The organism is Salipaludibacillus aurantiacus (assembly GCF_900111295.1).
Lineage (GTDB): Bacteria > Bacillota > Bacilli > Bacillales > Salisediminibacteriaceae > Salipaludibacillus > Salipaludibacillus aurantiacus.
Map to the genome: position 1 here is coordinate 19,156 of NZ_FOGT01000003.1, position 21,122 is coordinate 40,277.

Annotated in this window: 23 protein-coding genes, 3 tRNA genes, 1 other RNA gene and 1 riboswitch; of the genes, 7 read left to right on the forward strand and 20 right to left on the reverse strand. The window is 40.5% G+C overall.

The window, feature by feature from the left end; genetic code table 11:
• Positions 1 to 5 precede the first annotated feature (5 nt).
• The 4 genes from BMW59_RS03940 to BMW59_RS03955 form a co-directional block, all read right to left on the reverse strand.
• The gene (locus BMW59_RS03940; protein ID WP_093047742.1) at positions 6 to 863 is read right to left on the reverse strand and encodes a DUF92 domain-containing protein; all 858 of its coding nucleotides are present in this window, start codon (positions 861 to 863) and stop codon (positions 6 to 8) included.
• Positions 805 to 1,416, reverse strand: a complete 612-nt coding sequence (locus BMW59_RS03945; RefSeq protein WP_093047743.1) for a 5-formyltetrahydrofolate cyclo-ligase — start codon at positions 1,414 to 1,416, stop codon at positions 805 to 807. The genes BMW59_RS03940 and BMW59_RS03945 overlap by 59 nt, the downstream gene beginning before the upstream one ends.
• A 239-nt stretch (positions 1,417 to 1,655) precedes the next feature.
• Positions 1,656 to 1,805, reverse strand: coding sequence for a 50S ribosomal protein L33 (gene rpmG / locus BMW59_RS03950; RefSeq protein ID WP_093047744.1), 150 nt, complete (start codon positions 1,803 to 1,805; stop codon positions 1,656 to 1,658).
• A gap of 89 nt (positions 1,806 to 1,894) precedes the next feature.
• On the reverse strand, positions 1,895 to 2,515 hold the full coding sequence (locus BMW59_RS03955; RefSeq protein ID WP_093047745.1) for a hypothetical protein: 621 nt from the start codon (positions 2,513 to 2,515) through the stop codon (positions 1,895 to 1,897).
• Positions 2,516 to 2,851: 336 nt separating this feature from the next.
• On the opposite strand from BMW59_RS03955, the gene BMW59_RS03960 reads away from it, so the two are divergent.
• A complete protein-coding gene (locus BMW59_RS03960) occupies positions 2,852 to 3,196 on the forward strand; it encodes a hypothetical protein (protein ID WP_093047746.1) in 345 nt (114 codons plus the stop codon).
• Between the two features lie 339 nt (positions 3,197 to 3,535).
• Here BMW59_RS03960 and BMW59_RS03965 read toward each other — a convergent pair whose 3' ends face one another.
• From BMW59_RS03965 to BMW59_RS04005, 9 genes are all read right to left on the reverse strand, one after another.
• Positions 3,536 to 5,584, reverse strand: coding sequence for a peptidoglycan D,D-transpeptidase FtsI family protein (locus BMW59_RS03965; protein WP_093047747.1), 2,049 nt, complete (start codon positions 5,582 to 5,584; stop codon positions 3,536 to 3,538).
• A gap of 79 nt (positions 5,585 to 5,663) precedes the next feature.
• Positions 5,664 to 5,850: non-coding RNA, 6S RNA (gene ssrS / locus BMW59_RS03970), on the reverse strand.
• A 61-nt stretch (positions 5,851 to 5,911) separates the two neighbouring features.
• Entirely contained in the window at positions 5,912 to 7,168 is a 1,257-nt protein-coding gene (locus BMW59_RS03975; protein WP_093047749.1) for an MFS transporter, read from the reverse strand.
• A gap of 158 nt (positions 7,169 to 7,326) precedes the next feature.
• A complete protein-coding gene (locus BMW59_RS03980; protein WP_093047750.1) occupies positions 7,327 to 7,935 on the reverse strand; it encodes a superoxide dismutase in 609 nt (202 codons plus the stop codon).
• Between the two features lie 299 nt (positions 7,936 to 8,234).
• On the reverse strand, positions 8,235 to 8,567 hold the full coding sequence (locus tag BMW59_RS03985) for an iron-sulfur cluster biosynthesis family protein (protein ID WP_093047752.1): 333 nt from the start codon (positions 8,565 to 8,567) through the stop codon (positions 8,235 to 8,237).
• Between the two features lie 117 nt (positions 8,568 to 8,684).
• A tRNA-Ser gene (locus BMW59_RS03990) sits at positions 8,685 to 8,777 on the reverse strand.
• An 8-nt stretch (positions 8,778 to 8,785) separates the two neighbouring features.
• Positions 8,786 to 8,862, reverse strand: a tRNA-Ile gene (locus BMW59_RS03995).
• A 179-nt stretch (positions 8,863 to 9,041) separates the two neighbouring features.
• Positions 9,042 to 9,118: transfer RNA gene (locus tag BMW59_RS04000), tRNA-Met, on the reverse strand.
• Between the two features lie 141 nt (positions 9,119 to 9,259).
• The gene (locus BMW59_RS04005) at positions 9,260 to 10,882 is read right to left on the reverse strand and encodes a Na/Pi cotransporter family protein (protein WP_425441255.1); all 1,623 of its coding nucleotides are present in this window, start codon (positions 10,880 to 10,882) and stop codon (positions 9,260 to 9,262) included.
• Between the two features lie 243 nt (positions 10,883 to 11,125).
• Between BMW59_RS04005 and BMW59_RS04010 the strand changes: the two genes are divergently transcribed.
• The 3 genes from BMW59_RS04010 (at position 11,126) to BMW59_RS04020 (ending at position 13,052) form a co-directional block, all read left to right on the forward strand.
• The gene (locus BMW59_RS04010) at positions 11,126 to 11,908 is read left to right on the forward strand and encodes a DUF1189 domain-containing protein (protein WP_177174175.1); all 783 of its coding nucleotides are present in this window, start codon (positions 11,126 to 11,128) and stop codon (positions 11,906 to 11,908) included.
• 198 nt (positions 11,909 to 12,106) lie between these two features.
• Positions 12,107 to 12,442 (forward strand): helix-turn-helix domain-containing protein, encoded by a 336-nt coding sequence (locus tag BMW59_RS04015; RefSeq protein WP_093047763.1) that lies wholly within the window; start codon positions 12,107 to 12,109, stop codon positions 12,440 to 12,442.
• A gap of 349 nt (positions 12,443 to 12,791) precedes the next feature.
• Entirely contained in the window at positions 12,792 to 13,052 is a 261-nt protein-coding gene (locus BMW59_RS04020; protein ID WP_177174176.1) for a helix-turn-helix domain-containing protein, read from the forward strand.
• A gap of 45 nt (positions 13,053 to 13,097) precedes the next feature.
• On the opposite strand, the gene BMW59_RS04025 is transcribed toward BMW59_RS04020, so the two are convergent.
• From BMW59_RS04025 to BMW59_RS04040, 4 genes are all read right to left on the reverse strand, one after another.
• Positions 13,098 to 13,241 (reverse strand): anti-repressor SinI family protein, encoded by a 144-nt coding sequence (locus BMW59_RS04025; RefSeq protein ID WP_093047767.1) that lies wholly within the window; start codon positions 13,239 to 13,241, stop codon positions 13,098 to 13,100.
• A 35-nt stretch (positions 13,242 to 13,276) separates the two neighbouring features.
• Positions 13,277 to 13,377: riboswitch (cyclic di-GMP riboswitch) on the reverse strand.
• A 190-nt stretch (positions 13,378 to 13,567) separates the two neighbouring features.
• The gene (locus BMW59_RS04030) at positions 13,568 to 14,197 is read right to left on the reverse strand and encodes an NfeD family protein (RefSeq protein ID WP_093047769.1); all 630 of its coding nucleotides are present in this window, start codon (positions 14,195 to 14,197) and stop codon (positions 13,568 to 13,570) included.
• Between the two features lie 281 nt (positions 14,198 to 14,478).
• Complete coding sequence (locus tag BMW59_RS04035) at positions 14,479 to 15,360, reverse strand: DUF1002 domain-containing protein (RefSeq protein WP_093047771.1); 882 nt, start codon at positions 15,358 to 15,360, stop codon at positions 14,479 to 14,481.
• An 89-nt stretch (positions 15,361 to 15,449) separates the two neighbouring features.
• On the reverse strand, positions 15,450 to 16,664 hold the full coding sequence (locus tag BMW59_RS04040) for an MFS transporter (protein WP_093047773.1): 1,215 nt from the start codon (positions 16,662 to 16,664) through the stop codon (positions 15,450 to 15,452).
• A gap of 89 nt (positions 16,665 to 16,753) precedes the next feature.
• Here BMW59_RS04040 and BMW59_RS04045 point away from each other — a divergent pair, with 89 nt between their 5' ends.
• Positions 16,754 to 17,140, forward strand: a complete 387-nt coding sequence (locus BMW59_RS04045; RefSeq protein WP_093047775.1) for a hypothetical protein — start codon at positions 16,754 to 16,756, stop codon at positions 17,138 to 17,140.
• Positions 17,141 to 17,250: 110 nt separating this feature from the next.
• Positions 17,251 to 18,360, forward strand: coding sequence for a flavodoxin-dependent (E)-4-hydroxy-3-methylbut-2-enyl-diphosphate synthase (ispG, locus tag BMW59_RS04050; RefSeq protein ID WP_093047777.1), 1,110 nt, complete (start codon positions 17,251 to 17,253; stop codon positions 18,358 to 18,360).
• A 29-nt stretch (positions 18,361 to 18,389) separates the two neighbouring features.
• Here ispG and BMW59_RS04055 read toward each other — a convergent pair whose 3' ends face one another.
• On the reverse strand, positions 18,390 to 18,827 hold the full coding sequence (locus BMW59_RS04055) for a DUF4190 domain-containing protein (RefSeq protein ID WP_093047779.1): 438 nt from the start codon (positions 18,825 to 18,827) through the stop codon (positions 18,390 to 18,392).
• 106 nt (positions 18,828 to 18,933) lie between these two features.
• Here BMW59_RS04055 and BMW59_RS04060 point away from each other — a divergent pair, with 106 nt between their 5' ends.
• A complete protein-coding gene (locus tag BMW59_RS04060) occupies positions 18,934 to 19,497 on the forward strand; it encodes a hypothetical protein (protein WP_093047781.1) in 564 nt (187 codons plus the stop codon).
• Between the two features lie 321 nt (positions 19,498 to 19,818).
• Here BMW59_RS04060 and BMW59_RS04065 read toward each other — a convergent pair whose 3' ends face one another.
• The gene (locus BMW59_RS04065; protein WP_093047783.1) at positions 19,819 to 20,235 is read right to left on the reverse strand and encodes a Fur family transcriptional regulator; all 417 of its coding nucleotides are present in this window, start codon (positions 20,233 to 20,235) and stop codon (positions 19,819 to 19,821) included.
• A gap of 12 nt (positions 20,236 to 20,247) precedes the next feature.
• Positions 20,248 to 21,108, reverse strand: coding sequence for a metal ABC transporter permease (locus BMW59_RS04070; protein ID WP_143051189.1), 861 nt, complete (start codon positions 21,106 to 21,108; stop codon positions 20,248 to 20,250).
• Positions 21,109 to 21,122 lie beyond the last annotated feature (14 nt).

Sequence of the window (21,122 nt, forward strand, 5' to 3'; positions counted from 1 at the left end):
CCTTTCTATACGTAAAAAATTGCACCTGATACTCCTCCTAAAATCATACCGGAGAAGGTGCAGATATGATTGACTGTATCATTAGTTACCCATTTCCATCCTTTTACTGTCCGCGTCCGCTGCTGGCAGTGGTACAGTTTTTCAGTTAGTGTCCCGCATTGGTCACACTTAAATAATACCTGAAAAAAAGCCCCTGTAAACGCATCAAGCCACTGACTAATAAATCCTGTTAATAAAAGGAATGGCCAAATCAGCCACATGGCAGCAAAAGGACCTGCTAATCCGAAAAGAATATAAGCCAGTAAAACGATAAATAAACTTCCAGCCAATGCTCCAATAGTCCCCTTTGCGGAAGTTCCTCCTGACTGCCCAGGAAGTACAGGTTTCCTCGTAATGACCATAACAGGCTTAACCCGACTGCTTTTGCCGATTGAGGAAGCCCACGTGTCGCTGTTAGCAGCGGCCAGTGAACCTATGTACGCAGCAATCCAATAGGACTGTTCAGTTAATATAAACATTAAAGCCGCAGCGGCTGCCCATCCGCCATTAGCCAGAACCTGGCTGGCATCTCTTTTTTCACCTTTATCCTCGAATTCTTCTTTTAATTTAGATTTACCGGAGTAATATCTTCCTAACCATGTAGATGAAATGAAAAAACCAGCAAGAAGTAACAGACCATTCATGGAAAAGGCAAAGGTAATCACAGTCCCAATAATTGCACTGGCTGCAGCCCCCCCTGGTGTCAGGGAGTGTGTCTTCCATGCGGTAAATGCCAATAACAAAACGCCTGACAACAGAAAAAAATCACTCATTTTCTCCCAGCTCTCCAAATAACTTTTCCGGACTGTTATGACAATCGGCATAAATTAGTTCTGTTGGTGTGACAAGCCACTTCACTGGAATGTCATGCGTTTCTGCAGGCAGTTCATTAACCAATTGAAAATCATAACAGAGAGAAACTGTTTCAAGAGGATTGGATGCAAGAAACCGGTCATAATAGCCGCCGCCATGACCTATCCTGTAGCCTTTCCTATCAAAAACAAGGCCGGGGACCATCAGTAAATCGATTTTCCTGTTATCAACAAGCTTACATTTGTTCGGATCAGGTTCTTTCAAACCGTAAAAACTGTTTTCGAGCTGACTTATATTATTCAGTATGTAAAATAACAACTCTCTTCCATCAGGAACGCATTTTGGCACAGCCGCTTGTTTTCCTTGCTTCCACGCTTCTTTTATGATTGGCCACGTATCTATCTCATCTCCCACACTCACAGTAATCCCTATCGTTTGGCTTTTCTTCCATATTTCCAAAGAAAAGAGAGAAGAGTAAATACGGGACATGGCCTCTCTTTTAACTGATGGATCCAGGCTGCCAAGAGCTTCTTTCATTTCTTTCCGCCATATTTTCTTATCCATATTACATTTCCTTCCCTTAAAGTATTATCTACCTAAATGCACCCTCTATATTTTAACAAATGACATGGATAAACACATTGTATAATTGAAGTGCTTTAATGATATCCTGTATAAAAAGCTTATAATATTTTCAGCCAGCTTTTTCGCCGGCTATTCTGCAAGCCTAACCCCGGAATCGGAAAAATAAAAAGAGCGACCTGGAACCTGTATCAGACGGTTTCCGGTCGCTCTTACTCTTATTACTTTGTCTCACGGTGCAACGTGTGACGGCCTAGACGCGGGCTGTATTTTTTCAGCTCCATACGGTCCGGGTTAGTACGTTTATTTTTTGTCGTAATGTAGTTACGGTCGCCTGTCTCAGTGCAAGCTAAAGTGACTTGTACACGCATATTTTCCCCTCCAAACTCTATACTTACTCATACCTTAAAAATAATAGCAGAATTTGCAAAGACATTCAAGAGGAAGAGTCCAGTCACTGCTATCTTTTTAAAACTTCTTTAACTGCAGCCTTTTTCTTCCCTAATAAATTTCTCAGTAATTCGTGGCTTGTCTCTAATGCACAAAGATTATCATGGGAAACTTCCCAATCATATAAATGAGCATATCCGTAAGGAGCGAGTTGAATCTCATACATCATTCCCCAGGCAGAGCTTTCCTGTGAGACAGGCTGAAAGAAAGTGTGAGGAGGAGAACTTTTCAAACTCTTATTTAAGTCAGTCTCATTCGTCTGATACTGCAAAGGCCCGCCCGACGGCCCTAATCCCCCAATTAAATAATATGATTTATCATGGCACAGCATCATTGCTTCATTGTGCGGGGAAAAATATACAAAAGGCACACATTGATAGTCTATGACATTATAATGAATTCTTACTTGTATGTGAGCAGTTAACGGGGTTAAATTCCGGAATAAAAGCTTATGTAGCCTTGTCCCTTCTGCGTGCCCGGGTAAATGAATCCATTTTATTTCAACACCCGTCGTATGATTCTCTAAAAAGTGATCAGTGCCAGCCGGCTTTAAAGTCAGTAAATTATCTGACAGACCAGTAACCAGGTACTCGTTAACAAATGGCCTTCCCTCAAGTTTTAAATGTCCCATTATAAACTCCCCTTCTCTTATTGTTTCTCTTAACCTATCGTATAAGGGAATTTCAATTTGAACAAGGTGGTTATTTTGTCAGTATTTGTAATGTGCTGAATTAGCAATGAAACGTTTGATTAATTTTTTCTGAAAATTAACTTTTAAGGGTGAGGGCCTGCACCTGTCTCCTTAACTCCCTTCTGTTAGACAATTTTCCTATTTTATTGTTGTTAATATTTGTTGTAATCAGCATTTGTCATACCATTGCTTTTATAATAACTATTTACCAAAAGTGATATGGTTTCTGGTAATATAATATAAGCTGATTTTTACAACTGTTAGGGGGGAAACGAGATGGAATGGATTATTATAGGTTTATTCAGCCTGTCTGCCATTTTATTTATTTTATCTTTTTTTAAGCAGGAACCTTATAAAGAACTGGAAAAACAAATTGAAAATATGTCGATACAGATGATGCAGGAGATCTACTATTTAAAGAAAAAAACGAAACTCCTGGAAGAAGAGTTTATAATTGAGGCTGAGAGGATAGAACCAGGTGCACAAACAGCAGGCAGAGCCCCGTATACCGTCACCCGGGATGTTGTTTTATCTATGTATGAGGAGGGTTATTCAATAGAAGATATTGCTGTTATGACTGAAAAAGATACGGGTCATATAGAAGATTTACTGGCAAATTGAACCGGGATGGCTGAACAAAAGCGGTTATAATCACCTGAGTAAAAGCTGATAGAATGAATTTAAGTCCCCATGGATAAACTACCCTTAAGTATGCTGTTTAAAGGGTGGTTATTTTGAAAACATTCGGTTTAATACTCCTCGTCGTTTTTTCTTTTCTAATCATCCCCATTCATTACATAGCGGTTTTGCCGTTGCTGCAAATGTTTTACTTTCCAAAATTCCTGCTCATATTATTTGTAGTTTTTGCCTTTTTGGGGGCTATACTGACTGCAGGTTACGACCATTAAAAAAAGCGTAAGCAAGGAATTCCTTGTCTTACGCTTTTTTAGTTTAAAAACCTTAGTCTGAAAGTTCATTCTCCAGTTCATCTACTTCTGCGCCGTCATCAGGAAGGGCAGGTCCGTTACGTTTTTCTTTTAATTCAAAATAAGCTTTAAGTGCCCCTTCAGCGATACGGTTCGCGACACCGGCACTGTCTTCTTTTTCAGTACCAGGTACTACAACAGCCACAGCTACTTCAGGGTTATCATAAGGCGCGTAACCGGCAAATGTCTGGTTATTTGCCTGAGTCCCGTTAACAGAAACCTGAGCGGTTCCTGTTTTTCCCGCCACCTCGTACTCAATATCCTGAAAATAGCTTCTCGCTGTTCCCTGACTGCCGTTAACAACTCTGTAAAAACCTTGCTGAACCCTGCTCATATAATTGCCATCCACATCGAGGTAATTTAATATTTTAGGTTCGAACTGCTGGGATAAAGCTCCCAGTTCCTCTTTATTTTCGTTAGGATGACGAATCTCCCTTACTATTCGGGGAGCAATACGGTACCCGTCATTAGCTATCGTTGATGCGTACTGGGCCAGCTGCAGCGTTGTATACGTATCAAACTGCCCAAATGATAAGAAAAGGTAAGGAGCGACTTCGCCTGAAGGCATCCTCCCTTCGATCCCTTCCATTTCGTTTGGAAGGTCAATGCCTGTTTCTACTCCTAATCCGAACTGATTGTAATAGGAGCGAAGAGTATTTAAGCCAGGGGTCACGTTGCCCCAGTTAGAGCCTGAAATACCGTACGTATAACCGACGAGCCTCATGGCGACTTCGACCATGTAAATATTTGAAGAGCGTTCAAGGGCTGACAGATCATCCACATAGCCAAGCGGCCTGACCGAACTGACATCCCGCGAGCCAGGCAAAGAGTAAGGCCGGTCATACACACCCTGCCCCGGCGACATGACTCCTGTATCCAATCCTGCCAGCACAGTAGCCCCTTTCATGGCAGACCCGACTTCATAAGCCTGAGTGAAAGTTCCGAGATCACTGTTATAGCCTGCCATGGCGAATATATCTCCGTTGTTCGGATCTTTTAAAACGACGAATGCGTTTTCATCTTCTATAAACCTCGAACTGGTGCTGGACAACTCGTCGTCAATAACTTCGTGTACTCTCTGCTGGAGTTCCATATCGATCGTTAGAACCAGGTCGTTTCCTCTGCTACCCTCTTTCTGTTCCGGGTTTCTTAACAGATTTCCGCTTTGATCCATAAAATTTTCTATCTGGCCTTTTTTACCTCTCAATACCGGCTCATACTGGGCTTCCAAATAGCTCCGGCCCACTTCTTCATTTCGTTCATATCCCCTTGATAAAAAGTCGGCTAAGTTATCTCTTGGGATAGCTCCTACTCCTCCGAATAAGGAGCGCAACGTATCCCCGTAGACATACTTTCTGGCAGAATCACGGATAATATCAATACCCGGAAGATCTTCCATATGCTCCATTATTTGAGCCGCTTCCTCATACTCGATTCCCTGCTTAACTTTATGAGGAAGATTGTTATAGCCTGAATTAAACTCCCGCCAAATAAAAAACACTTCTATTTCTTCCTCTGAAAGCTGTCCCAATTTGTCTTCACTTATCTGATCAAGCCTTTCAAGATGTGCCTCTGAATCACTCAGCCCTTTTTCATTTGCTTCTTCGACAGTAAGAAGATCCAGGAACTCTTCCTCGTTTAAAAGCGCCCAGTATTCACGTCTGTCTCTCACAAAGCGGCCTTCCAGATCCCCTTCGTACTCCAGCGTAATAAATTGGTTTAAACGGCTTGCAACCTCAATCATTTCATTCTGCGGGGTATTCCGGTTAGTATATGTAACAGTCAAGTTTAAGTCGTTATCTACTAACAGGTTGCCGTAACGGTCATATATTAGCCCCCGCGGCGCATCGACCGGCTGGCTGATGTTTACTGTTCTTTCCAACTCTTCCTGGAACTCCTCCCCCTGAACAATCTGCACAACCCCCAGCCTCAAAATTAATGCTGAAAACAGCAGAAAAACAATAAAGAAAAGGATATTTAACCTGACAGGCAAATGAGGTTTCTGATGTTTTTTATCGTTCATACTATGACCCTCTCTATATAAAAATAGCACGTTTATTTTAAGCTCAAGAATAGGCACCTTAAAGAATAAGGTGCCTAAAAGTGTGCCCGCATGTGCGGTTATCTTCCAGATTTCACGAACCCGCCTTAGGCAGGTGGGTGCCCGCAAAAACACTTTCAGCTTCCTGAACCTTACAGGCATGCTGTCGGTGTTTTAATTTAAGGCTCCCGAGTGAATTGGTGTTCGGTTCGAATTAAACTCGAAGTTCACCAACACCGCAGGCATCTTTAATTTAGATTTATTATATCATAGTGAGAGTTGATTATTAAAGGAGTAACAGACAATATTTTATCTTTTTTTCAAAGCTGTAAAGGTCTCTTGTTCTTTCGCCGAAGGAAGCTCTATAGATCTGATCCATCCGTAAATGCATAAATGCCCGGCGCCTAATATGACTAGTGCGGCAGGGATGCCATTTTTTTCTCCAAGGAGATAAATAGCTGCCAATAAAAAAAGTATGGAAACAATTCTTCCTGCATTTAAGTAAAGCTCTCTGATTACAATATATTCGATTCGCATTTCACCGGCTTTCCAGCCGCTACCGATCACGTCATAGGTTAAAGACAAATAAGGGACAAGCAGTAAGGGATAGGCCAGCGAAACAAAAATTCCGTAAGTGATCAGCCTTGCAAAACTAAGCTCAAACACGATTAGGAAAACAGCAGCGTAAAGGATAATTCCGCCTATAAGAATCGCTCTTTTCCTGAATTTTTTATTTAAAAATCTTCCGACTAGATAATAACAAATAAACGCAGTCCCTGAGGCAATTAAACCGTAAGTGCCGAGAGCCAGTTCACTGCCTGTGGTGACAAATACCCATACGACAATTACAAATATAAAGCTCCCTTCTCTTAATCCCTGAAAGAAGTTTGCTCTCAGTACATTTTTCCACGGTTTGTATTCTTCCCGGAGGTTAAAAACATCTTTTAAATGGTAACTTCCCTGAGCGGAACGGCGTTTAAGGAAAAAACTTAAAATCACTGCCAATACAAATAAGCCAAGAGATATGGAGAAAATGACATTATATCCAGTCAGCTTATCCATATATGTAATAACCGCCCCTGCAAAAATTGGACCGATCATACCCGCAAAGGAAGTCAGCAGTCCCAAAAATCCGTTAAAAAAATCTCTTGTTTCAGGTTCTGTAATTTCGAATGTTAAAACATTAAAAGACAGCCAGTAAAACCCATAGCCAATTCCTAATAAGATACCGAGAATGATTAAATATTTCCCTGCATTCTCCCCCATCATTAAGACAGTTAAGAAAAAACCTGAGAGGAATATAACACCCAGGCGGAGTACAATTATCCGGTCTATTTTCTTCGCCCACTTCCCGGCAAGTATGAAAGTCAGCGGCTGCATAATGACTATAAACAAATTATACACCGCTAACTTGACAAACTCTTCAGACTGCTTCCATAAATAGACATTAACAAATGTATTTGATAAGGCTATGCTTAAAGCATACAAGCCGCCTATAATAAGCAGCAATTGGATATCTTTATTGAGTTCTACATCTCCGACCATCGTCTGGACCCATTTTTTCATATGCCCACTCTCCTTTTACCTTCCCATAACGTAGTGTGTCACGAGAGTAAAAGGATATTCGCTTCTTTTAAGGCAAAAAGGAATCTGTACTGCATTTATTGGCTGTATACATAAAAAAGGTACCGCACAACCTCACGGTTTGCGGCACCTTTTTAAACTTATTTTGCTTCAGCGTAACGCTTGGAAACTTCTTCCCAGTTAATTACATTGAAAAACGCGTCAACATATTCAGGACGCTTGTTCTGATACTTCAAGTAGTAAGCATGCTCCCAAACATCTACACCAAGAATTCCGGTTTTACCTTCCATAATAGGAGTGTCCTGGTTTAATGTGCTTGTAACTTCCAGTTTGCCGTTGTTAACGACAAGCCATGCCCAGCCTGAACCAAAGCGGGTCAATGCAGCATTTTTAAATTCTTCTTTGAACTTCTCAAAGCTTCCGAAAGCTTCGTTAATTGCATCGGCAAGCTCGCCAGTAGGGGCTCCGCCGCCATCCGGAGACATGATCTGCCAAAATAATGTGTGGTTATAATGTCCTCCACCATTGTTTCTTACAGCACCGCGGATGCTTTCAGGAAGTGCATCCAGGTTAGTAAGTAAGTCTTCTAAACTTTTTCCTTCAAGATCACTGTGACCTTCAAGTGCAGCGTTTAACTTTGTTACATACGTATTATGGTGCTTCCCATGGTGAATTTTCATTGTTTCTTCGTCAATGTGAGGTGTAAGTGCGTCGTGTGAGTACGGTAGTTCTGGTAAAGAAAATGCCATTTCATATCTCCTCCTTGGTTAATTTATGTAGGACGGTGATTCCCCGATGGCCGGAAAATCATCCCACACAGATACTACCTTTTCCACTATTGGAAAAGGTTTTATCCTGTACAATTTTTACATTATCAAATTTACCCTTTCCTTTCAAACGATAAACCTTTGAATTTCAAAAAATTAATAAATGCGTGGGAGTTATCCTATAATGCCCTTGCCGAAAAAAGACCGCTCTCCCCTATCTATCCCCGGTGCTGCGGCTCCCTGAACATCCCTTTTTTCAAATGTTAATTTCAAAAATAATTTTATACTAGAGGCTGGTAATGCATTCTTGGGTTCAGCATTTCGTTCGGACTCTTTAACTGAAAAGTATTTGCCGAAAAATCAATTTTTAAATTCTCATCGTAAGCCCACTCTGCCCTTTTTTGAATAGCAGCACGGTAAGGCGCAGGTTCTGTTTCTATCATTTTTTCCTCTTCTGTAAGTGTCTCTGGTTTAACTTCCTGCAGCTTGCTTATCCCACTGACCGCACATCCGCATCCATCTGTTTCATATATAATTAATAAAACACTTTCGTTTGGTTTTAAGCCCAATTCTTCCAATTTTTTTTGCGCTCTTTTTGTAACTTCAAGTATCATCTACACACCCCTAACAAACCTTGCAAAGTTTTATTCAGTAATATCTTCGTATTTTAACATACAAGAATACAAAAAACTCACCGGAAAATTTACCAGTGAGTGTGAACGATAATATTATGGCGGAGGAGGAGGGATTCGAACCCCCGCGGGCCGCAAAGCCCCTGTCGGTTTTCAAGACCGATCCCTTCAGCCGGACTTGGGTACTCCTCCGTATAACATGGTGGACCCTGTAGGACTCGAACCTACGACCGGACGGTTATGAGCCGTCTGCTCTAACCAACTGAGCTAAGGGTCCATGTTTAAAATCATTTTTTATAATCTTTCTTACATCGGACGGCCCCGTCTGTCCCTTCCTCTTCCAGCTATGCTCCGGAGATCATCCGTCGGGACAACTCGCTGTCTTTTCAGGAAGCTATGCTCGTTGCTCTAACCAACTGAGCTAAGGGTCCATGTTTTAATATAAGAAAATATTTATGGTAGCGGCGGAGGGGATCGAACCCCCGACCTCACGGGTATGAACCGTACGCTCTAGCCAGCTGAGCTACACCGCCATTTCGTTTAACCTTTTCTCAAAGACAATGACTATCTTAGCATGATATCAGACAATAAGTCAATACAGATTTTTATTTTTCTGCAAAAATATTTTACCAGGAAGTAAATGCTTTACTCCCTGGTATATAATTCCAGGATAATCAGTCTTCACCTATGATTGCTTCCGCAATATTAACAGAGTGGTCGCCAATCCTTTCCAGGTTACTGACCATATCAGCAAAGACAATTCCTGCAGAGCCTTCACACTTGCCTTCATTCAAACGCAGAATGTGTTTTTTCCGCAGCTGTCTTTCCATTTTATCTATTTGTTCTTCTTTTAATACGACTGACCGTGCTGCTATCATATCATCTTCTTCAAGTGCTTTGACAGCCTGGTTAAGGGTATCCACAGTCAGGTTAAACATTTCTCTTAAATCATCCATAGCCATTTCAGACATTTTAACTTTATTCGTCACTTGATATTCTGTCAACTCAATTATATTTTCCATATGATCCCCAACTCTTTCAATATCCCTGACAGTATCCATCAGCGTGGAGTGAAGGCGGGAGTCCGCTGAAGTTAAAGAGTTAGTTGAAATTTTAACTAAGTAATCAGTTATCTTTCTGTCAAGATTATTTACAGCGTCTTCAAACTGGTAACATAATTCAGCATGTTTTTTCTGCTTTGTTTCTACAAACTTAGACGCTTCTTCCAGCCCCTGTTTAGACAATTCTGCCATTCTGAGTGTTTCTTTCTTAGCCTGGCCTAGCGCAATGGACGAAGACTGGGTAATTAACACAGGGTCCAGGTGCTGGGCTTTATATTCAATAACTGTTTCTTTACCAGGTATAAGTTTTGTCACTATGAGAGCGAGAACAGCAATAAAAGGCAATTGAACAACAACATTAGAAAAGTTAAAAATACCGTGAGCTACCGCTATTGTCATTTCCGCATTTAAATTCAGCGCCTGTTGTAAATAAGCCATCATTGAAATATAAGGCTGGATAATAATTAATACTAAAATCGTACCTACCAGGTTAAAGATCACGTGTGTTAAAGCGGCACGTTTAGCTGCAATTGAGGCACCTAAAGCTGCCAATACAGCTGTTATCGTTGTACCAATATTGTCACCAAATAAAACAGGAAGCGCTGCACTAAGGTCAAGGGCTCCCTGGGCAAACAGCTGCTGAAGCAAACCGATTGCGGCGGATGAACTCTGCACACTCACTGTGAAAATAGTTCCAATCAGCACACCGAGCAGTGGATTCTGGCTCATACTGACAGTTAATTCAGTAAATGCTTCAAGTTCCCGCAACGGATAAAGCCCTTGTCCCATCAGATCTAATCCATAGAACAGCGCCCCAAAACCAAAAAGCACCTGCCCTATATTATTTGCTTTTTTATTTTTCAGGAAAAAGATTAAAAATGTACCTATAGCGATGATCGGCAAAGCATAATCTGAAATTTTCAAACCGATAATAAATGCAGTTACAGTAGTTCCAATATTTGCGCCCATTATAACTCCTATAGATTGACGCAAAGTCATAAAACCGGCATTAACCAATCCTATTGCCAAAACGGTTGTACCTGTACTCGTCTGCAGGAGTATGGTAACGACAACACCGGCAATCACGCCCATGATAGGGTTACTTGTAAATTTATCAAGAATATCTCTCAGTTTGTCGCCTGCTACTTTCTGCAGGCCATCACCCATATACTTAATTCCAAAAAGAAAAATAGCCAGTCCTCCAAAGAACATAAACAGCAGATCTCTTAATTCCAGTTCCAAGCCTTCGTCCCCCTGATTCTTTTAAAATTCGATAATATGTATCACCGTTCCTCATCGTACGCTTCAATTATTAATTATTTATTAATGAATTGTAAAGATTTTATTAAGTTTTTTAAAAAACGATTCACAAAAGAATTAATTTTTAACATTTGGATATCCTTGTTCCCTTTCTTCTGTTCATTTACAATTAATATTGGAATCAAATAAAAAATATAAATGGAACCAAGGAGTGGAGAAATGAACATCGCCAAACAATTTGTTAGAAGTTTACATTCGCCGGAAACAATTGCAAAATTTCGCTTTCAAAAAATAGGCAAAACAATTCTCTATGTTTTCTTCCTAATGCTTATCACTTCTATCCCAATGGCTGTGGTGATTGGAAGCAACCTAAATAATATTTATCAGGATATAGATACTCATTTAACTGAATCTTTTCCTGACTTCCAAATCCAAAACGGTGTCCTGCAGTCAGAAACAGATGAGCCGGTCATTATTGATGATCAGGATACCACTCTTATTTTCGATCCCACAGGAGAGTACACACCCGCAGATACAGCCCAGTTTGATAATGCGTTTGCTCTTTTAGAACGGGAAGCTGTTCTTAATACAGATGGATTCCCTCAGACTTTCGGCTACCAGGAGTTCGGACTTGATCTTACTAAAGACCAATTAGATGATCTCGTCAATACAGTTGGCGATTTAATGCCGTTAATTATTACGGTAGTTATTCTGATTATGTATTTATTTACGACTGCTTTAAAGTTTCTCGGTATTTTTACGCTGTCAGTGATCACACTTCTATTAAAACGGAAGGTTGCTGACCAGCTGACATACAAGCAAGGCTGGATTCTTTCTGCTTATGCGGTGACGCTCCCGACTGTTCTGTTTGCAGTTATTGAAGGATTGGGCCTAAACTTGCCTTTCTCTTTTGCTATTTACTGGGTAATAGCCATTGTAATGATGAACCTTGTATTAAAAAACATTCCTGCACCAAGGCAGGCACCTGAAGAAACCAATTAATTTTTCACTTGTTAAAAGCGGCAATTCTCTTCAAACGAAATTGTCGCTTAATCTGTAAATAGTCACAAATTTTTTGAAAATGGGGTTTAACCCGAAAAATTGTGATATATTATTAATATAGCGTTATAACGAACACAGCTTGCTGAAGAGGGTATTATGCGCTAATACACTCTCGTTCCGCAGAGGAGGATACCCGCGATGATTGGAGAACGTGTGAAAAAATATAGAAAAGATGCAGGTATGTCATTAACCGAGCTTGCTGACAGGGCAGGGGTTGCAAAATCCTACCTGAGCGCTTTGGAAAGAAACATACAGACAAACCCGTCTATCCAGTTTCTTGAGAAAATTGCCCAAGTACTGAAAGTAAATATGGATCAACTGTTAAACGACCAATCCAGTGGATCAGATAATTCATATAACCAGCTGGATGATGAATGGCAATTGCTTGTAAAAGAAGCAATGGAGTCGGGGGTTTCTAAAGAAGAATTTAAAGAATTTCTTGAGTTCAACAAATGGAAAATACAGCAAAAATAAACGTTGTCTCTTTCCTGCCTCCACCTTGTCCTAAAAGTGGTGGAGGCAGGAGGCCACGTTTATTTTTTTCTCTTACCTTTTATACGCGCTATATTAAATTTTAGCTTTTCTTATGCAAACTGATGCTTTTTATAACAATTAAGATCTAAATAGCGAACCAAATATGAGTATATGTCAGTTAATTAGTAAAAAACCTTCAAAATTCGCTGTTTCCCCTATTAAATTAATGAAATACGTTCTATATATCGTATATACTCGATTTATCTTCATTTTTTGTTTTTTCCAAAAATGATTCCGTGCGTTATAATGAACGAAATGGGTTCATTTATTGATGAAGGAGGAGGCAGGTATGCTTGGAGATATGATACGGCACAGGAGAAAAGAAAAGGGGCTCACTTTGTCAGAACTTTCAAGGAAAACTGGAGTGTCCAAGTCTTATTTAAGCTATTTGGAAAGGAATATGAAAAAAAACCCGTCTATTGAAATTGTGAAACGAATATTTTTAACATTGGATCTTCCGCTTACTCCACTTTTTTACCAGGAGACGACTACCGAAGACACTCTAAAAAAAAAAGAATTCTCCTTAAACTGTAATACTTTTACCGTATAAATCCATAAGAGAAAGCTTCTTCAAATAAATTGAAGAAGCTTTCTCTTATGTACTAAACATTGCTTTTTTCTTTTCCAGAAACTCCCTTACCTGCTTTACAGTCAAACCTGATTCTTTTGCTGTTCTCATAAGTTCCACCCACTCGTTGTAATCACTCTTACTCGTATGGCTGTTATCCATATTGAACATTTGAGCCCCCTCCCGCAAAAACCAATCAAAGCCTACTAGGCAGCTCAGCCATCATAGGGATGAATAAAAGGTCTTCACTCCCCTTAGATCTGTAACTTTGCGTCTTTATTTTTCAATAAATTTGCCTTTGACTAGAAGAAAACAGTTCGGACGAATAATTAGTCTATCTAAAGAACTAAGACAACTTTATTATAGAATTTTACTAGTGTATTTTTGTGATGAAAATTGTCAACATACTCAAAACACTTCTAAAGCCTTATTTTGGCGTGTTCTTTCGACATCTTCTAAAAACCAGCCGGTAGATTAGACCGGCTGGTTAATTATGTTTACTGCTCAGGCACGACCACGATACGGGTTCCATCCACTGAGATAATTTTTACCTTTGTGTCTTCTTTAAGCCACTGATTGTCAGCTGTCGCACTGTACAGTTTTCCATCCACTTCTATTGTGCCAATCGGCCGGAAAGGTGTTTTAGTAAGACCTGTTTTCCCAACTAAGTCCTGGTAAGTCTCATTCATAGAATTGTAACCGTGCTCCGAAGACAGTTTATCCTTAAGCAGCATTTTATCCCACATATTTCTTTTTGGGAATACCTTGGTAAATAAGTAGGAAGCTGGTGCTGCAAGAATAAAAGCCATGGCTACCAGCACCCCATAAGTTATTCCTGGCGCAGGAAGTGCGAGACCCAGCACCATAAACAGAATACCGATCGCAGCAATCGTTCCGTCTGTCGTTACTTTTCCATCAAAAATAATAAGAGACAAACCGATTAAATATAATACGACTACCCATAAACTGTCAGCCGCTGTTAAATGGTAAGAAAAATAAATAGCCATAATAACTATCCCAATAATTCCAAATAACCCTTTAACTCTTACCATTACCTCGCCGAATATAAACAGGGTAGCTATAAATACAACAAAAAATCCAAAAACCGAATAATCTAAAAATTCCATGAGATATTCACTCCTCTCCGGACACCTCAGTTATCTTTATTATAGCAAATATTTTCTTATGTGTTTATTTACGTGGCATTTTTTAAAAAGTTTCAAAAAAAGGTACTAAAATAGAGGCTGCATAAAAGAATAGTAATCATAAAGAAAGCCGAACAAAATTCGAAAATTTTGTTCGGCTGTTCTTTTTGAGAAAAGGAGTGATTTCAGGACGCCAGGTGGCCGCTTGCCCAGGGGTTTGCCTTTAGTTTTATCCCAGCCTCTAAACTCTCCCTTTTCAGGAATTAATTCGAGGAACTGAACCATCCGCGCAGGGTGTCAATTAAACTGTTAAAGAAATCAAGGATTGACTGAATTAACCCCTGTCCTTCTTCACTGTTTAAAAAATCTCCGATATTATCGCGGATGTGGCTAATTTGGTTTTGTACCTGGTCCCAGTCTATATTAAGGTTTTTCATCCGTTCAAATAAGGAAACCAGTCCATTTAATTCTTCATCTGTCAGGGTCATCCCCAGCTCATTGGCAACCCGTTGAATTAAGCTGCGTAAATCTTCTTCTGTCTCAACGTCTTCTTCAGAAATGGCTTCTTTAATCCGGGCCATCAGCTCTGTTGCCTGTTCTACCCCATATTCCTCCCCAAGTTCAGCTGTCTTGACAAGTTCTTCATTCGCTACTTGTTTCTGCTCTTCAGGAATAACCTCATCTGTTGAAGCTTCATAAGCTTTTATTAAACCGGTAAGAGCTCCCGTTCCGGAGACTTCAAACGGAGCAGTTACATAAATATCAGCATCTTTCACCCCGGCTGTTATCAAAGCATTTGCATACATTCCTTCAGAAACCCAGTTAATCTTATTCGTTTCTACATCTATGCCGCGTCCTTCTTCCAATATCGTGATTTTAGAAGAAGACAAAGCATTGCTGCCGATGACTGCTGCACTAATGTAGTCGCCAAGGTACTCGTGCTCTTCTTCATTTGATACCGTGACAATAAGAACATCATTTTCATCCACATTCATCTCATTTAAGAGAGATTCACGCTGCTGCGGAGATAAGTCTTCCCCTAATGTGACAATTTCATCGCCTGGAGCCGCATCCGCAAAGCTGACTGATACGAGAAGCATCCACGCTGCCAACGTAGCAATAAATATTTTATATAAGTTTTTCATTTTCCTACCTCTTTTCATTTCTAAATTGCTCAACTTATAAACAGAAAACACTATTGGGAGAAAAAAAGAAAGGGACAAAAGAGCTAAATTTATCTTCCCGGCTCAGCCTGCCATAACGTGTTCTTCTTTAATTCATTCTTTACTAAAATGACCCTCACCCCTGCCACTGTCAAAATGGAAAAAGCAAACATCAGTCCCTCTTCATACATCCAGATTGCAAACAACGGAGGGCCAGCAGCCACGCCCGTAAAACGAATCATACTGTAAAAAGAAAGAATGACATCTCTATCTTTCTTTAAGACGTTTTCAGTTATCAAAAGGTTACAGCAAACTAAAAATATTCCTGAAGCTATTGAAAAGAGTATCATTATGGTTACTAAAGCTGTCAGCGATTGGTGAAATAAGCCTCCAGTTAGAACAGAAACCGAGAGCACGGCGCTCACGTTAAGTAGTAAAGAGCTGCTGAAAATCCTGCCTTTTAAGTATTTTCCTGTCAGCCATGAGGCGGCGGTCATAGCAATGAGAGGCAGAGAAAATAATACGGCTTTAACTATCCCATCAATTCCGTAGATCCATTCTAATTTATATGAGAAAAATGTCAGCATTCCAAACAGAAGGCACATTGTGACTCCTCCTAATATCAAATAAGGGAATACTTTCTTGAATGCTGTAAAAATTTTTCGGTTGGCAAGTCCGTTAAATTCCCTAAGAGGCAGACTCTTTTTTATTCTTTTTTGCCCTCGAATATTAAGCGTTATGAGAAAAGCTGACAGGGCTGCCAGACTTAAATAGATGAAAAACAGCCAGTTTCCGCCTAGCTGAACAGCAAGAATTGCTGCAAATGGGCTAGCTGCTTTAGCCAGTCCGTTAAATACTTCAATAAGTCCCAGCACTCCCGGGCGAAGCTCTTTAGAAAATATATCACCTGTAAACATAAATGGAAGCGGGGCGATAAACCCTGCTCCTATCCCCTGGCATACTCTTCCTGCCAGGAGAACAGTAAAGGCAGCACTTGAAAAAAATTCCAAACTGGAAAGGACAGCGAGGACACAGCCGAAACTGACAAACATCAAAGCAGCAAAAGCAAGACCTTTTTTTCCAAAAAAACGTGCAACATAGCCGGTTAAAGGAATGACAGCAGCTGCAGCTAAAGAAAAAGCAGTCAATATCAACCCCGCTTTCGAAGAGGAAAGGTCCCATTGAATTTGCATATCCGGCAGCACAGGCACAAACATGGAGTTGCCAAAGATCATTATAAAAGTTAACGAACCGATTGCCATAACTTTTCCCTTGTAATTATTCAAGAGCTTTCTCCTCTCCCTCGTAAATGTGTCATATACGCTGGTAGACAAACATATAGTAAAGTAGACAATAATAGAAACGGGGAATAGATATGCGGCCTATAATATTGTTAGTTATCCTAATTATAGTTATAGTCAGTGTGAGAATTGATTTGACTTCAGGAACCATCCCATTCCAGCAATCAGCCGGGATGGAGGAAACAGGAGAGATGAACGATAAGTATTCGGATCCGCCGGAAGAATTGGAAGAACCGGAAGAACCCTCTTCCCCTCTTCCTTATCAGGAAGTTATTGTGGAACCCGGCCAGACAGTTTACGGGGTTGTCCAGAGACTGCACGGGGAGGAACTATTCAACATTCCCCTCCACGAAGTTTTAGAAGATTTTGAAGCTTTAAATCCCGACATCTCACCGCACCATTTACTGGCTGGCGAAACTTATAAATTCCCTCTTTACGAAACGGAACCCCCGAATAGTTAATAGTCCTTGCCACAATTGTCCCCTGATTGTTACAATGTAATACGATGAAAGAAACCATCGTGAAGATTAATTGAGACAAGTAAAATCAAAGCTGACTAAAGGGGCGATTAATGGTGACCCAGAGAACTCATAGAAAAGATACACGGCCTGTTAAAGTAGGGCCAATAACAATAGGCGGAAATGACGAGGTCATTATCCAGAGTATGACAATGTCAAAAACGCATGATGTTGAAGCAACTGTTAATGAAATTAACCGGCTGGAAGAGGCAGGCTGCCAAATTGTTCGTGTAGCATGCCCTGAAATGAAGGATGCTGAAGCGATTTCTGAAATAAAAAAGCAGATTAATATCCCGCTGGTTGTTGACATTCACTTTGACTATAAACTGGCTCTAAAAGCGATTGAAGGCGGCGCAGACAAAATCAGGATTAACCCAGGGAATATCGGCCGCCGGGAAAAAGTAGAAGCAGTTGTTAATGCAGCCAAGGAAAAAGGCATTCCAATTAGAATAGGAGTCAATGCCGGTTCACTTGAAAAGCGTATATTGGACAAGTACGGATACCCTACAGCTGATGGCATGGTGGAAAGTGCCTTACATCATATAAAAATTTTAGAAGATCTCGATTTCCATGACATTATTGTCTCTATGAAAGCGTCAGATGTCCGCTTAGCAGTAGAAGCGTATGAAAAAGCGTCTCAAGCTTTCGATTACCCTCTGCACCTCGGAATCACTGAGTCAGGCACCTTATTTGCCGGTACCATTAAAAGTTCTGCCGGACTCGGTATTCTGCTTGATAAAGGCATCGGAAATACAGTCAGAATTTCTTTAAGCGCTGATCCGGTAGAAGAAGTGAAAGTAGCCAAAGAACTGCTGAAAACTTTTGGACTGGCTGCCAATGCTGCTACATTGATCTCCTGCCCAACGTGCGGAAGAATTGAAATTGACCTGATCAGCATTGCGAATGAAGTGGAAGAGTATATTCAAAAGATTAATGCACCAATAAAAGTGTCAGTCCTGGGATGTGCAGTAAATGGACCAGGAGAGGCAAAAGAAGCCGACATAGGTATCGCGGGCGCCCGGGGAGAAGGCCTTCTCTTCAGGAAAGGCAAAACAATCCGAAAAGTACCTGAAGAATCAATGGTTGAAGAGCTGAAAAAAGAAATTGACAAACTTGCTGCTGAACATGAAGAAAAACAAAAGCAGGAGCAGGAAAAAGTATAAAAAGCGAAGGGGCATTCCCCTTCGCTTTTTCATGAGACAAATGGAGCAAAGAACACACTCATCACTAAAGTAAAAGCTCCGATGGCAATTGCGGTATAACCCAGCCCGCGTTGCTCCCTTCTTACAGCAACAGCCCCTAAAATAATACCTGTAACTGAAAAAATCAGAGGCAGGAAGAATAGGGAAACAAGTGAAAATGCGATTCCGAGTGACCCGACTCCTCTTCCTTGAGTTTGGGTTTCTTCTTCCTCACCAGTTTCTCTTTCCGTACGAGGCTCACTTTCAATTTCTCTTGTCCTGTCTGATGTGACTTCAATTGGACCCCGTCCTCCTGCCAAACCTGGATTTGGAGTGAATTCTGAGGCCGTTTCTTCCCGGAATTCATTGTCATCTTCACGGGGAAGCGGATTCTCTTCCGCTCCCTGAAACGATCGATCGTCATTGTAGTTATTTCTGTCGTCGTGCATTTTATACCCTCCCCTTCTAATACAAGGCTGTACAAATAGTATGAGTATGAGACAATAAAAGCATAAGAGGAAACATTAAACATTTGGTAAAAGGTGTGAATAAATCATGGGAAAATACAGGTTTGGAATTGATATCGACGGAACAGTGACAGATCCTGCCACTTTCCTTCCATATTTAAATAAACATTTTAATAAGGATTTAACGATCGAGGATATTGTAGAATACGATTTAACTGGTGTTTTAGGAGTCAGTGAAAAAGAGCTGTGGAAATGGATGCAGGTACACGAGCCTTCTATTTACAAACAGGCGGACCTTGCCAAGTTTGTAAAAGAAATATTGGAAGAATGGAAAAAACAATACGAGCTGTTTTATATTAGCGCGAGGCCAAAGCATGTCCACGAACTGACAATTAACTGGTTTCATGAAAACACAGTCCCTTACGACCATATAGAACTTCTCGGACAGCACAATAAACTGGAAGCCGTAAAAAAACATCAGCTTGATCTTTTTTTTGAGGATAAACATGACAATGCGTGTAATATAGCAGAAGATGCCCAAATTCCGGTTATCTTAATGGATACGCCATACAATCAGGCGCCCGTGCCCGACAATGTTTACCGGGCTTCCCATTGGAATCAGGCTAAACAAATTGTAGAAAAGCTGTTTTAAAAGCCTCAGCCTGCTGAATTTGATCCCTAAATAAGACGGATGTTCAAGGTTGATTGAAGAACGAAAGGCGGCGACTCCTGTGGGACGAGCGCAGTCTGAAAATCCATTCTGCCGATGCTTCGCCGAGTCAGAATGAGTTGAAGACAAGCCCACGCTTGTACCCATTAGGGGGGAAGCGCCCGCCAGTAGTGATGAAACGTGAGATATCTTACTTTTCTTTTAAAAAAGGCTGATGAGAATACTTTCTCATCAGCCTGTAGCACTCATTAATGTGAGAGCCATTTTTATTTACTGGATTAGGGCCAGCCTCTTATTTTTAACTTATGATTCCTGGCATTCATTACAATATCCGTAAACTTCGAATTTATGGCCGGTAACAGCAAATCCTTCCGCAGAAACAGGTGATACATCCATCGGGCATTTTTCTATATGTCTCGTCTTCCCGCATTCAAGACAAATTAAATGATGATGATGGTGGTCTGTTGAACACGTAAACCGGAATTTCTTTTCACCGGCAAGTTCTGTCGTTTCTAATATTCCCAAATCAGAGAAAAGGGAGAGATTCCGGTAAATGGTATCAAAGCTTAAGCCTTTATATTTATCTTTGAGGGCTTCGAGCACATCCTTTGCGGCTAAATACCTGCTCTCATCTTTAAAAAGCTGAAGCATATCCATCCGCTTGTCTGTGTACTTGTATCCTTCCTCTTTAAGTTTTTCCATTGCCTTGTCCACATTCATAATTAGTCCCTCCTAAGACTGACTTAGACGAAATCCTGAGGTATATCGTGTTATTTTTTTTATAAGCATGGTCAAAATTAATAAAAAGACACCCGTGACCACAATCATTCCTCCGGTGGCTATGTTTAAATAAATGGATAACATAACTCCTCCCAGAACTGACAGTTCACCTATAAGAATACCAATTAGCACAACTTGGCGAAAGCTTTTAGCAAACTGAATGCTGGCAGCCACTGGAAGAGTCACCATGGCTCCTACTAACAAAATCCCAATGACCTTCATAGACATTGATATCACGAGTGCTATTAAAACAGCAAATAAAAAATTCATCTTTCTGACTGAAATACCTGATGTGGCTGCGAATTCCTGATCAAATGAAATGGACAGCAGTTCCTTATAAAACATCCCGAGGAGCACAAGCATTATAACTCCCGTGAAAAAAATAAAACCTAAATCTGCAAGGGATACTGTTACGATGCTTCCGAATAAAAAATTGAACCATTCGGTCGTATTACTCGGCGTGACACTGATCAGAATAGCACTTAATCCGATCCCCGAAGATAAAATAATCGGGATGGCAAGCTCCTGAAAGTGTTTATAAATTTGCCTTAATTTTTCAACAAGAAGAGAACCTGCCAAAGAAAATAAAAGCCCGGTATACAAGGGATTTATAAATCCTAAATAAACGACACTCTGGCTTAAAAAAACACCGGCTGCGATACCTGTTAACGTAATATGGGACAATCCTTCAGAAATGATGGTCATCCTTCTTACGAGGAGAAATGATCCAATTACAGGGCAGATCAAACCAATAATCAGACCGGCTATGATACCCCTTTCCAAAAATGTTAGCTGTTGCAATAATTCTATCATTTTTCCCACCTAAT